The sequence below is a fragment of the Pseudosulfitobacter pseudonitzschiae genome (genome assembly GCF_900129395.1).
Taxonomy (GTDB): Bacteria; Pseudomonadota; Alphaproteobacteria; order Rhodobacterales; family Rhodobacteraceae; genus Pseudosulfitobacter; species Pseudosulfitobacter pseudonitzschiae.
Genome location: NZ_FQVP01000010.1, coordinates 1 through 12,979 on the forward strand (window position 1 = coordinate 1; position 12,979 = coordinate 12,979).

General features: G+C 59.3%; 12 protein-coding genes. 9 read left to right on the top strand and 3 right to left on the bottom strand.

All coding sequences use genetic code 11. The features are described from left to right. Positions 1–175 precede the first annotated feature (175 nt). The 3 genes from BUC08_RS20590 (at position 176) to BUC08_RS20600 (ending at position 4,176) form a co-directional block, all read left to right on the top strand. The gene (locus tag BUC08_RS20590; protein WP_051694722.1) at positions 176–1,267 is read left to right on the top strand and encodes a tyrosine-type recombinase/integrase; all 1,092 of its coding nucleotides are present in this window, start codon (positions 176–178) and stop codon (positions 1,265–1,267) included. A gap of 221 nt (positions 1,268–1,488) precedes the next feature. Further along, positions 1,489–3,060: a ParB/RepB/Spo0J family partition protein gene (locus tag BUC08_RS20595; RefSeq protein ID WP_224769551.1), complete on the top strand. Its 1,572-nt coding sequence runs from the start codon at positions 1,489–1,491 to the stop codon at positions 3,058–3,060. A gap of 345 nt (positions 3,061–3,405) precedes the next feature. After that, the gene (locus tag BUC08_RS20600; protein ID WP_224769552.1) at positions 3,406–4,176 is read left to right on the top strand and encodes a DUF2493 domain-containing protein; all 771 of its coding nucleotides are present in this window, start codon (positions 3,406–3,408) and stop codon (positions 4,174–4,176) included. An 8-nt stretch (positions 4,177–4,184) separates the two neighbouring features. On the opposite strand, the gene BUC08_RS20605 is transcribed toward BUC08_RS20600, so the two are convergent. Together BUC08_RS20605 and BUC08_RS20610 are read right to left on the bottom strand one after the other, a co-directional pair. Next, the gene (locus BUC08_RS20605; protein ID WP_037931991.1) at positions 4,185–4,478 is read right to left on the bottom strand and encodes a helix-turn-helix domain-containing protein; all 294 of its coding nucleotides are present in this window, start codon (positions 4,476–4,478) and stop codon (positions 4,185–4,187) included. After that, on the bottom strand, positions 4,475–4,816 hold the full coding sequence (locus BUC08_RS20610) for a type II toxin-antitoxin system RelE/ParE family toxin (RefSeq protein ID WP_037931994.1): 342 nt from the start codon (positions 4,814–4,816) through the stop codon (positions 4,475–4,477). The genes BUC08_RS20605 and BUC08_RS20610 overlap by 4 nt, the downstream gene beginning before the upstream one ends. A gap of 619 nt (positions 4,817–5,435) precedes the next feature. On the opposite strand from BUC08_RS20610, the gene BUC08_RS20620 reads away from it, so the two are divergent. From BUC08_RS20620 to repC, 4 genes are all read left to right on the top strand, one after another. After that, positions 5,436–5,774: a DUF736 domain-containing protein gene (locus tag BUC08_RS20620; protein ID WP_037931997.1), complete on the top strand. Its 339-nt coding sequence runs from the start codon at positions 5,436–5,438 to the stop codon at positions 5,772–5,774. 490 nt (positions 5,775–6,264) lie between these two features. After that, a complete protein-coding gene (gene repA, locus BUC08_RS20625; protein WP_037932002.1) occupies positions 6,265–7,476 on the top strand; it encodes a plasmid partitioning protein RepA in 1,212 nt (403 codons plus the stop codon). Between the two features lie 103 nt (positions 7,477–7,579). Then, a complete protein-coding gene (gene repB, locus BUC08_RS20630) occupies positions 7,580–8,575 on the top strand; it encodes a plasmid partitioning protein RepB (protein WP_037932005.1) in 996 nt (331 codons plus the stop codon). Positions 8,576–8,735: 160 nt separating this feature from the next. Then, entirely contained in the window at positions 8,736–10,016 is a 1,281-nt protein-coding gene (repC, locus tag BUC08_RS20635) for a plasmid replication protein RepC (protein ID WP_037932008.1), read from the top strand. Positions 10,017–10,028: 12 nt separating this feature from the next. Here the strand turns inward: repC and BUC08_RS20640 are convergent, their stop codons facing one another. Continuing rightward, a complete protein-coding gene (locus tag BUC08_RS20640; protein ID WP_073194466.1) occupies positions 10,029–11,126 on the bottom strand; it encodes a tyrosine-type recombinase/integrase in 1,098 nt (365 codons plus the stop codon). Positions 11,127–11,641: 515 nt separating this feature from the next. On the opposite strand from BUC08_RS20640, the gene BUC08_RS20645 reads away from it, so the two are divergent. Further along, complete coding sequence (locus tag BUC08_RS20645; RefSeq protein ID WP_224769599.1) at positions 11,642–12,394, top strand: energy-coupling factor ABC transporter ATP-binding protein; 753 nt, start codon at positions 11,642–11,644, stop codon at positions 12,392–12,394. Further along, positions 12,369–12,968, top strand: a complete 600-nt coding sequence (locus tag BUC08_RS20650) for an energy-coupling factor transporter transmembrane component T family protein (RefSeq protein WP_037931881.1) — start codon at positions 12,369–12,371, stop codon at positions 12,966–12,968. Before BUC08_RS20645 ends, BUC08_RS20650 begins: the two co-directional genes overlap by 26 nt. The last annotated feature ends 11 nt before the right edge of the window (positions 12,969–12,979 follow it).

The window sequence follows — 12,979 nt, forward strand, 5'->3', positions numbered from 1 at the left end:
ACTACTGCATGGCGGCGCTTTCGTCCAACATATAGTGCACAAAGCGCCCCACCTTACCACTCTCCACTATGTCCAATAAGTTTGCATTATCGGACGTATGTGGAATAGGCTTAGAAACATGAGCACAACTCCCAGAATCCAGCCCTCAGAGCACGAAAAACCGAACTCAGCGTCCATGGATGCGGCCACCGAAGACGAGGTCGACGAGAGCGTGTCTCCGGAAGAGCATGAGATTGCCCTGCCCTCTCATGTGGCGGGATCCGGCACACTCGATCGGCTGGTCGACACCGCCCGCGACTATGCCAAGGCCTCGACAGCCGAGAACACCAATAAGGCCTACGCCGCCGACTGGAAGCACTTCGCGCGCTGGTGCAGACTGAAAGGAACAGATCCCATTCCTCCGTCGCCCGAATTGGTTGGGCTCTATTTGGCAGATCTCGCGGCGCCGACGGACTCCTCCCCTCCGCAGTCGGCGTTCCGACCTCTCTCGGTCACGACCATCGAGCGTCGCTTGTCCGGGTTGTCGTGGAATTACACGCAGCGCGGGTTCACGCTCGATCGTAAAGACCGCCACATCGCCACCGTTCTTGCCGGGATCAAACGCAAGCACGCGCGTCCACCAGCTCAGAAAGAAGCCATCATGCCCGAGGACATCCTCGCCATGGTCGCCACCCTGCCCTTCGATCTGCGTGGGCTACGGGACCGGGCGATCCTGCTTTTGGGGTTTGCCGGCGGTCTCCGCCGTTCCGAAATCGTCAGCCTCGATGTCGGCAAGGACGATACCCCCGACAGCGGAGGTTGGATCGAAGTTCTTGACGGCAATGATGGCGGGGGCGTCGTACTGACCCTGAACGCCAAGACCGGCTGGCGTGAAGTTGAGATCGGGCGCGGATCCTCAGAGCAGACCTGTCCCGTGCATGCGTTGGAACAGTGGCTGCACTTTGCCAAGATCGACTTCGGACCCGTGTTCGTGCGCACCTCGCGCGACGGCAAGCGCGCCCTGGAGGCGCGGCTTAATGACAAACACGTCGCCCGACTCATCAAGGCCACAGTTCTCAAAAGCGGCATTCGCGCGGAGCTGCCCGAAAAGCAACGTCTGGCCCTGTTCTCTGGCCACTCCCTGCGCGCCGGGCTCGCCAGTTCTGCAGAGGTTGACGAGCGCTACGTTCAGAAACAGCTTGGGCACACCTCCGCCGAAATGACCCGCCGCTATCAACGCCGACGCGACCGCTTCCGCGTGAATCTCACCAAGGCCGCCGGGCTTTGAAATCCGTTCAAACCCACTGTTCCCGTGAAACGCTTAGGTGAAATTTCTGCGCCTGGCTTACAGCTTACCGCTTCAATTGAAATCGGGAGTTAAACGCGACAAACGGTCGATTGGTGACGTGATCCCTATTTGCAAAGAGCCAGAGAAGGGGAAGCCCGGGTGCCGGGCTTGAAAGGATAGAGAGAGTCTCATCCGGGTCCGGCGTGACAAGGATCCTGACCATGGCCAAGAACACGACCCGCCCGAAACCCACCACCGCGAAAAAGACCGAAGCCGCCGGATCGACCGCTCCCGACGGCGCCGCCGACATCCGGATGATTCCGCTCGACCAGCTGGAGCCGAGCCCTCTCAACGTCCGCAAGGTTGCGGCAAGCGCGAGCGATGACGCAGAACTTCTTGCCAGCATTCGCGAGACCGGTATCAAGCAGAACCTGGTGGTTCATGCGCTGTCTGAGACACGTTTTGCCGTCGATGCGGGCGGTCGTCGCCTCAAGGCGCTGAAACAACTCGCCGAGGACGGTGTGATCCCCGCAGACCACCCGGTGCCCTGCCTCGTTGAAGACGAGCGCAACGCCGTCCTCACCTCCGCCACGGAAAACCTTCAGCGCGCGGCCATGCACCTCGCTGACCAATTCGAGTCCTTCGATAAGTTGATCGGCGAGGGGCGCAGCGAGGACGAAGTTGCACTTAAGTTCGGCGTCTCCGTCGATCTGGTGCGCCGCCGTTTGAAACTCGCCCGTGTTGCGCCCGAGATCATCGAACATTTTCGTACGGGCAATCTGACCCTCGAATGCGTCATGGCCTTCACCCTCACCGACGATCATGATCGTCAGTTGGCGGTGTGGAACGTGGTGAAGGGCGGCTATCACATCCATCCGCAAAGTATCAAACGCCACCTGACTGAGACCGCGCATTCGGCGAACTCGGCCCTTGGGCGCTTTGTCGGCATCGAGGCATACGAGGCGGCGGGAGGTGTTCTGCTCCGCGATCTCTTCGATGACCGCGCCAGCGCCCATATGGAAAACCCCGAGCTCCTCGAGCGTCTCGCCATCGAGAAACTGAAGGCTGCGGCAAAACCCTTGGAGGCGGCGTGGAAATGGGTCGAGGTACATCTATCGGTGGATTACGGCGCGTTTCGCAGTTTCGGGCGGGTCTATCCGCAGGACATTGAACCCGATCCGGCCCTGCTCGCCGAAGAGGAACGTCTGATTGCGCGCGAGGAAGAACTGGCATCGCAGAATGACGGTGAGGACTGGACTGACGCGGAGACCGAAGAATACTACGCCATCGAGCCGCGGCTCCGCGAGATCGAGGCCTTGCAGCGCGAACGGCAACCTTACGCAGACGAAGATCGCGCTATCGCCGGTGTCGTTCTGACCATCGGCCATGACGGGGCGCTGCGTGTCGAGAAGGGCCTCGTGCGTCCCGAGGATATTCCAGCCGCACCCGAGCCTGACGAGACCACCGCAGATGCAGATGGCGCGCCCTACCCTTCCCGCCCGCATGTGACGCCGCCGACCTCATCGACACCGGTTCCGACCTCCGAGCCGGCGGCAACTTTGCGCAAGGCGGACGGTATTTCGGCAAGCCTGGCCGACGATCTTCGCGCGACGCGTCAGCACATCCTGCGGGCGCATCTGGCGGCGGATTTCGAGATGGCGTTCGACGCGATGCTCTACGCGCTCTGCGAGCAGGCACTGGGACGCTCCTACAACAACGAGGCACTCGACATCTCGATCCGGCCCTTCCAGGCGCAAAACTGGACCTGTCGCGGTTTGGTGCCGCTCCTTTGATAGCATAATGTGCAGCAAAGGAGACGAACTATGGGCACAGGAAGAACGGATGAATTTCGCAGAGACGCGGTGCGAATTGCACTGACCAGCGGGCTTACACGGCGTCAGGTTTATCTCCGGCACGGCGAGGACGCCCCCGATCTGCCGCAAAGGGCCCCTGCCCTGCTCGCGAAGATCACTGACAATCGGGGGCAGGTCACCGGATGAGCGCCAGCCCCCTCTGTGACGCCCGACAGGGCAAAGGTTCCGCAGGTTCGATCTGATCCCGTTTGGATTTCGGGAGCGATGGACCGGCGGGTCGGGGCAGAGCGCCCCCTGCCCCAGCCCGACGAGGTTGACCTCGCCATGGCGACACTGTTCGAGACCACCATCGGCCTCCTTACGGGCAGCCAGTTGGAGGACAATCTCGAAGAGTTGCTCTGGTCGCTCACCTCGATCTTCCATCGCCGGCTTGCCCATATCCAGAAGCTTCTCGACGACAGTGAATTCGAGGTCCGGGAAAGTCTGGCAATCCAGGACGGATCCGAGGTTGCCTCAGTCGAGCTCGAGCGCCTCCAGATGATCGGGCTCAAACTCTGGGACCACCGCGACGCCTTCGAACAGATGCGCGACCTGGCCGTAGATCGCTTCTCGGCTGCCACAGGCTCACCCTGGTTGCCCCGCACCGGATCCAAGGTTTCCCATCGCGGCTTGACTTCTGCGGTGGTGGACAGCCGGGCCTATCTCTCGGCCAAGCGCCGCAAGGAGACCGAGGTCCACTGCCCCGAAGGCACGCGGATCGCGTTTTCGGGCGGGGACTATAACGCCTTCGATCTGATCTGGTCCGTCCTCGACGCCACTCATGCGAAATACCCCGACATGGTGCTCTTGCACGGAGGCACGCCCAAGGGCGCCGAGATGATCGCGGCCCGCTGGGCAGATACGCGGGGAATCACCCAAGTGGTTTTCAAGCCGGACTGGAAGAGCCACGGCAAGGCCGCTCCCTTCAAGCGCAACGACAAGATGCTCGAGACCATGCCGCAGGGCCTGATCGCCACGCCCGGTTCGGGTATCACCGAGAACATCGTCGACAAGGCCCGCAAGCTCGGGATCCGTATCAAGAGGATCGGGGCTTAGGCCCCGGTTCACGCACCGCGGAGCAGATCTTGCACCACGGATGGTTTCTTGGCGATCAATGCCAGCAGAACCTGGGCCGGACCCGTCGGGTGCCTGCGCCCATGCTCCCAGTTCAAGAGCGTGCCCTTTGCCACGCCAATGCTCTTGGCGAACTCGGCTTGAGAGAGGCCAGTCCGTTGACGGACTTCGGCAACATCGACCTCTGCAACGGAAACTTCGTGCACCTTCGTGCCTGCCAAATCGCCATTTGCGAACGCCAGAGCCTCTTCCAGTCCCTTGGAGATGGATTCGAATGCAGTCATGTTGCGTCTCCATATTTCGCGATAAGCGCCTTGCTCATCCCTACCGCGGCGGCCTGTTCGGTCTTCGACAGGTTGGCCTTCTCGTTCTTGGCGAAGACCGTGATCAGGAAGATTGGCATATGGGTCCCACCAAAAACATACACCGTTCTAAAGCCACCACTCTTGCCGCCCCCTTCTCTTGGGATGCGGACCTTGCGCAGACCGCCTCCGAGAGAGACACCAGTCTCCGGATTGGCAGCAATGAAGTTGATCGCAGCCTCGCGTTCGTCTTCCGACAAGATTGCCTTGGCCCGTCTTTGGAATTCGGGCAGTTCAACCACTGTCTGCAATCGTGTCATCTCTTGTCCCATATAGGTTTCAGTGGTGTGTGTGTCAATGACGTATAGCCCATTCGCTAGGAGGGCAAGACGACATCTGATGCGTGAACCGGAGCCACTGTGTCCTTGCTTCTGCGTTCGCGCCGTGGGGGCTGTCGTGAGGGCCTGAAGGGTTGCAGCCGCTTGAACCTGCCTGATCGTCGTGCCGCATGGACAGATACCGAGTTTCGTATATGGCCATGGCGGCCTTCGTTCTGCTTGAGTGCTGCCGCATGGGATCCGCAGATGAGTGTGCATGTGGGCAGGAACTCGGCAATGGTGAGCGATCTGGGAACTGGCTAATTTCAGGTTCGACGTATGCCGTGTTCCTGATCGGTCTCGAAAATGGCTCTGAAACTTTTTGGCGGTTCTCCTCGGCTGTTCACCACCTTCATTCGCGGCCACCGCAATTCTCTTAATGTGTCGCGTTGCATGACATGCTGGTCGCAGCTGTCGTCCCGTCCACAAAGGTTGTCGCCGATCTTTTTCCCCTGCCCCTGCGGGTCATTCCGCGCGGATCAAAAAGACCGGCGCCTGCCCCTCTCCGCTGCGCTTCGCCTTCGGTGTTGCCGGGCCTTGGCCAGCTGCAAGGAGAAGAGCAATGACCACGAACTGCATCAAATTCACCAGCGACGACATCGAAACCGCAAAAGGTATAGGCTCCATCTCGACCCTGACCTTCGACCTCGACATCACGGTCGAACCCGTCGCGAGCTCGAATCCCATGGCCCCCACGCACCGCGTTCTCGGCCGCTCTCCGCGCGGCAAGCTGGTCGAGTGCGGCGGCATCTGGAAGAAGCAGAACAAGGAGACCGGCGCCGACTACTACACGCTGACCATTCGCGACCACGGCTTCAACGCCAACCTCGGCAAGGCCGCGAACCAGGATGATCTGTCCCTGCAGGCCATCATCCCCTGGGGTCCCAAAGACGCCGCCTAAGCCAAAGAATCGGCCGGGTTGCTCCGGCCGATTCCCATCCTTTCTACTAATATCTGTGTTTCAGGCTACCTTCCGCTGATGCGATTTGGTTGCCACAATTGGCTCGGCTTAAGAGCTTCGTCCCGGCGACGTTTTTCAAACTTACGACGCAAGCCACAGGGTCCCTCGTCCCGATTGGAAAGCGAACTTACAGCAAAGTATCGGCAGTTTGACAGCCGTGCAAATCTATAAATGCCTTTAATATCAAAGCTGTAAGCGTATCCGTCGCGCGAGCTGCATGATCAAATGTGGGCACGCGCGTGCGAGGAAATCTAGATGTTGGGCTGTGGTGTGACTAGGTCACTACCTTTTGCGACGCCACCTAACGTCAACATCTAGGCGGGTCAGAGTTGCGAGCAGAGCAATAATCGTTGTGAAGACTCATTTTTCCGTGTAGATGACACTTTAAAGAGCGAATTCGCTGAAAAAGCGATATTTAGAGGGCGGGCAGATGAGAGAAAGGTCTTTTGAGACTGATACGAAGGATCAACCCTTCGATGAGATCATTCTCCAGCAGGGGGAGCTGATCTCTGATCGCCTCAACATGTTGCGGCAAGAGCAGTATCCTCCGGACGCTCAAAAAGGTCTACGTCAGTTTTCCTTGGCGGAAGTTGCCTACTACCTTGGTGTAACGCAGTCGACAATCAAGAAGCTCCACCTAGAAGGTAAGGGGCCCGATCCCGAAACCTCGTCGTCGGGAAGGCGTAGTTATTCAGCCGAGCAAATGCTCGAACTGCGGGCGTATTTGGACAAGCATGGTCGGCCTGGAAAGCGGCGGTATGTGCCCCATCGGCGTGAAGGTGAGGAACTGCACGTAGTTTCTGTCGTCAACTTCAAAGGCGGGTCCGGGAAGACGACTACTGCGGCTCATCTGGCTCAGCATTTGGCGCTGAAAGGGCATCGTGTGCTGGCGATCGATCTTGACCCGCAGGCATCACTGACAGCTCTGCATGGCATTCAGCCAGAGCTCGATAATGTTCCATCGCTCTACGAAACGCTCCGCTACGATGATCAACGCAAGCCAATTACCGAAGTAATCCGACCAACGAACTTTCCTAACCTTGATATCGTGCCTGCAAGTTTGGAACTTCAAGAGTATGAGTACGATACCCCCGTTGCCTTGACGAGCAGCGACCCCCACGAGGGGCGGCTTTTCTTCACTCGGATCTCTAAGGCGCTCGACGAAGTCGATGATCGCTATGATGTCGTGGTGATCGATTGCCCACCGCAGCTTGGCTATCTCACGCTGACCGCACTGACAGCCTCGTCGTCAGTCATCGTCACCGTCCACCCACAGATGCTGGACGTTATGTCGATGAGTCAGTTTCTGCTCATGCTTGGCGGAATCATGAAGACAATACGGGAAGCTGGCGCGAACATGCGGCTGAAGTGGTTTCGCTATCTGGTCACCAGGTTTGAACCCACTGATGGCCCTCAAAAGCAGATGGTCGGGTTCCTGCAGGCGATGTTCCCGAACCAGATGCTTACCGCGCCTGTATTGAAATCCACGGCGATTTCCGACGCTGGGATTACTAAACAGACACTCTACGAGGTCGAGCGCTCCCAGTTTGTTCGCACAACCTATGACCGGGCAATCACTTCACTAAACGACGTGAACGATGAGGTTTCGGAGCTGATCCACAAAGCATGGGGGCGCGAATGACTACGTCTTTGACAGCCGTGCAGATTGTTAGTTTTGACAGCCGTGCAGACCGCCGTTTGTCCAGAGTGTGCACGGCTATGATCGCCCAGAAGGAGATAGCTCGATGGCTCGTAAAGACCTCCTGAAAAGTGTGATGGCCAGTTCTTCCGAGCAGCCGAAAGACTCTGGCCGATCAGGCTATGCGATGCGCGGCGCGTCAAAGTCCATGAAAGTCTCGATTGACAATCTCGCCGAAAATTCGAAGCGCTTGCTCGAAGGGGAAACCATCGTCGAAATCGATCCCCAATTGATCGATGTGTCCTTCGTCTCGGATCGTCTCAGCGACGACGACGAGGCTTTCAACGAGCTGAAGGAGTCGATTGCAGCTGGTCGCCAGGACACTCCAGTACTGCTTCGCCCGCACCCGGATCTGGCCGGGCGCTATATGATCGTCTTTGGCCATCGGCGAGTGCGAGTGGCGTCAGCCCTTGGCCGGACAGTTCGCGCTGTCGTCAAACCAATGGACGATGTGGCGCACATTCTCGCCCAAGGGCAAGAGAACACGGCGCGCGCGGATCTCTCATTCATCGAGAAGGCGCTTTTCGCGAAAAGCCTCCTTGATATGGGGCAGGCGAAGGATGTGATCCAGTCGGCTCTGACCATTGATGGAACGCTGTTGTCACGCATGTTGTCTGTCGCGCAGAACATCCCGAGGCACGTGATTGAGCGGATCGGTCCCGCCAAGCAGATTGGCCGTGACCGCTGGGAGGATTTCAAGAAGCTGGCTTCGGAGTCTGCGAACCAGAAGGTCCTTGAAGGTGCCTTGGAACTCGAGGGGCTTCACGAGCTGGATAGCGATGCAAGGTTCGAGCTCCTGCACAGCAGACTGGCAGAGGTGGGCAGGACACCCAAGCGCAGAAAGACGCGCGTGGCACCCAAGAAGCGCACCTGGACCGCCGGCAAAGGCCGCATCAAAGGGGTCATCGGCCGGTCCGGGAGAGCATTCAGTATTTCGCTGACAGCACAGGATTCAACCGAGTTCGGAGACTTTCTCTCCGGTCGACTGGATCAGCTCTACAGCGAATTCCTCGCAACAAAAGAGGAGCAGTCGGAACAATGATCTAGGCAAAAGAAAAGCCCCCAAGCAGCGTGGCCTGAGAGCTAATCTGAAAAGTTTGGTCGCTTAGAAGATACCTCTCCCACGAATCACTGTCAACGATGAACGCTTTTGAGCGAACGGCTTTCTTTTGCCTCCACATAACCGGAGGTGAGATACAGGCATGAAATATACAGGTTGGCGCAAGCCGACACCGGGTCTTGGGGTTGCTGAGCAGCTTGCCCAAGCCGGTGAACGGGTAGCAGTACCCAAGACACGAGCATTTGTCGCGCTCAAGCGCGTTGGGGCGCATATTGGCCTGAAGGCCGGCGACATGATGCTCCTCGATACACTGGGGGCCTTCACACAGGCCCAGGACTGGGAAGAGGGGCAGCGCCCGATCGTCTGGGCCTCGAACGCCTATCTGATGGAACAGACGGGCTATTCACTGTCTGCCCTCAAGCGCCATGCGCGGCGTCTGGCGGAGATCGGTGTGATCTCCTTCCAGGATAGCACCAATGGCAAGCGGTGGGGCCGCAGGGACGCTGAGGGGCGTATCGTCGAGGCCTACGGCTTCGACCTGTCGCCGCTTTCGGCCCGAGTCGAAGAGTTCGAAGAGCTGCAGGCCGAGTTGCAGGTCGAGCGCGATCTCTGCCAGCGCCTGAAGCGTCAGATCACGGTGGCGCGCCGAATGATCCGTGCTCGGATCGAGGCGGCCCTCAGCAGCGCGCTGCGCGGGCCTTGGAGGCAATTCACAGGTGTTTTCGAGGAGCTTCTGGACCGGCTTCCGCGCCGTCATGAAGCCTCAGAGCAGTTGGAGCGGCTACTGTCGTGGTTCAAGGATCTCCAGGAACGGGTCGAGGCGGCCTACCTCAAAGCGATAGGCGCGGTGAAACCTGTGGAAAACACCGATGACAAAGATGTCGAAGTCACGAAAAAGACTCAAGATATGAACCCCAGGGAGGTCATTTCCGAACCCCATATACTAACTACAAATCAACTTAATCCTGTAACTAGTAATTCCTCAAAAAACGAGGAAGCGGCGGGTGTGGTCCCCAATGCGCCACCCGAAGAGCGGATTGATAGGGATCTGGAAGACTGGGTTGCAGAGGTGCGCAAGAAGCGGACGGCCCTCGATCTGCCGACAATCATGCGAGCTTGTCCGGAATTTGCCTCCTGGGCGCGCAACATGGGAGGGTTCCTCAACGATTGGGGCGATCTGCATCGGGTTGCAGGGCAACTCAGGCCGATGATCGGGATCTCAGAACATGCCTGGAACGTGGCCCAGGACCGAATGGGCACACAGGTAGCCACGGCAGCCTTTGCACTCGTCTTCGAGAAGCACAGCGCGGGCGAGGTTGCCTCGCCGGGCGGCTATCTGCGGGGTATGGTCGAGAAAGCCGGGGCAGGGGAACTGCATCTTGAGCGCAGCTTCTACGGCAGGCTCAGCGGGCAGGCGGCGTGATAGGGCAGGGGCTCAGAGACCGGCGGCCTTGGTCAGGTTCATCCGGAACCTGTCGCCCCGGCGCTGGTAGCGGCGGGTCATCTCGGAGGAAGCGTGGCCGAGGTGTTTCTGGACATAACACTCGTCGACTTCGGCAGAGCTGGCGAGACCGGCGCGCAGCGAATGACCGGAAAACATCGCCAGGCGCTCTTTCTCGGGTAGTTCGGATCGGATGCTCGCGTCGAGCACGGTGCGCTTGATCAGCCGCGCGACGTGCTTGTCGTTCAGGCGCGTTTCGGATGCCTTTTTGCCATCGCCCGAGGGGCCGACGAAGATTGGACCGAAGTCGATCTTCGCGAAGTGCAGCCATTGCTCGAGCGTGTACACCGGACAGGTTTGATCCTTGGACCCGCGGCCGATCTCGACCTCGCGCCAGCCAGTCTTGGCGTTCAGGGTGAGGAGGGCACCCTTGTCGAAGATCTCGATCCAACCGCCCGAATCTGGCGTGTCGTCCTTGTGCACGTCGAGGCTGACGATTTCCGAGCGCCGGAGGCCGCCAGCATAACCCAAAAGCAAGATCGCCCGTTCCCGCAGGCCGCGCAGATCGTAGGGCAGGGTGGCCACCATCGCGAGAATGTCCTCGGCCAGGATCGCTTCCTTCTGCACCGGCGTGCGCGCGTGTTTGCGTTTGATCCCGGCCAGCACGGTGGCGATGTGGCGGTTCTTGCGATCGAGGGCGAAGCCACGCTGGGCGTAGTTCCATGCGAGACCCGACAGGCGCCGGTCGATGGTACTGACCGATAGGGCAGGGGAGGGGCCCGAACCGGACGCTAGGTCTGCAACATAGAGCCCGATCATTTCGTGCGGCGGGGGCAGAGGCTCTGCGCCTTTAATCCGACACCACCGCGCGAAATGCGCCCAATCCTTGGTATAGGCTTTCAGCGTATTGTCAGAAGCAGCGGCGCGCGCATAATCTCGGGCGGCGTCGACCAGGCGATCAAGGCTGCCGGATCCTACGACGTGGGCGGGTAGGTAGATGTCGTCGCTTTTTTCTTGATCGCTGTCGCCGTTCTGAGCGATACGAAACGCATCAGAGTTTGATGATGTCGACTTCTCGTCCTCTGAGGCCATTTTCCAGTGAATCCAGCGATGAAATTGAACTGTCTCGCAGCATATCTTTTTGTGTCCGATAATGCAAACTTATCGGACATAAGATTAACCCCTTATGTGGGGCGGTTTCTCTATACCATTGTACATAAAAGCGCCGTCGCAGAATAGTGTTGGGGCTTGCCCTATCAGCCCACAGTTATCTCCGACGACTTAAACAGCCTACCCAAGTTACTCGCATGGGTCACCTCCGGATGGGTGGAAACACTTTAAACTGTGACATTTCGGATTGCGGCCGCCCAGATGAACGGGCTTCTTGTTTGGTCGTCCTGAATCGTAACCTTTGTTTGCGACCAAACTTAATATGCGGTCCGAATTACCGCGGCTAGCTCTGTTTACGACGATCACATCATACTTTGCTGTTCAACCTCGAGAGAGTTGGTTGTAACGGGTCAAAGATCGATTAAGGTAGAGTTCTGATTTACGCGGAACCAGCAAAGATCTGCCCCACGGTCCCCGGCCCCACCAGAGACGTGCTATTGAGCCTACACCCCACCTCACTGACTGACCGTTCCGCTGAATTGCTGCTTGATGGTGTTGCACTGCGCCTGTCCGGGCGCGTGGTGCTGGAAGGGCTGTCGTTTTCTGCCGACGAACGGCGGATCGGCATTGTCGGGCGCAACGGGTCGGGCAAGACGTCGTTGGCGCGGCTGATTGCGGGCTTGATTGCGCCTAGCGCCGGGCAGATCACCATTGCGGCCACGGATATGGCGCGCGACCGCAAGGCGGCGCTGCGCAGTGTCGGTATTCTGTTCCAGAATCCCGATCATCAGATTATCTTTCCAACCGTGTCCGAAGAAGTCGGCTTTGGCCTGACTCAGCTTGGCCATGACAAGGCAGAGGTGGCGCGACAGACCGGCGCGATTTTGCAGCGCTTTGGCAAGGGGCATTGGGCCGACGCCGCCACCCACAGCTTGTCGCAGGGGCAAAAGCAGCTGGTCTGCCTGATGGCGGTGCTGGCGATGCGGCCCGCGCTGATTGTGCTGGACGAACCCTATTCCGGTCTGGACATTCCGACACGGCGGCAGCTGATGCGCTATGTCGACAGGGTCGAGGCCAGTGTTGTGCTGATTTCACATGATCCGGCAACACTTATGGGGTTTGACCGGGTGATCTGGCTGGATCAGGGCAAGATCCGCGATGACGGCCCGGCGGCGCGGGTTCTGCCCGTGTTCGAGGCACAGATGCGGGCATGGGGGGAAGAGGATGATCTCACTCACCTCGCCGGTTAGGATATGGGCCCACGACATGCGGGCAGGCGTCAAGCTGGGCCTCTTGTCGCTGGCCACGGTGGCGCTGTTTGCCAGTGAAAGCCCGCTTGTGCTGGGTGGCGCTGCGCTGGGTGTCGGGGCGCTGTACCTTACGGGTGGCGCGCGGTTTGCCCGCGCGGGGCTGGACGGGCTGCGTATGCTGTGGCCGTTTTTGGTGGTGATCGCGCTCTGGCACGGGGTGACGGGACAGATCGAGGCGGGGGTGGCCGTGACGATGCGGCTGCTGACGGCGGTGGCGCTGGCGAATTTTGTCACCATGACCACGCAGCTTTCGGATATGATTGCGGTGATGTCATGGCTGTTGACGCCGCTGCGACGTCTGGGCTTGTCGACCCGCGCGCTGGAACTGTCGGTGGCGCTGGTGGTGCGTTTTGCACCGGTGCTGGCGCAAAAGGGCGGGCGGTTGACCGAATCCTGGCGGGCGCGGTCGCCGCGCCGGGCCGGATGGAAAATCGTGACACCGTTGGCGGCGCTGGCCATCGACGATGCGGAATATGTCGCCGAGGCACTGCGCGCGCGCGGTGGTATGGAATAGAAGACCTTCAA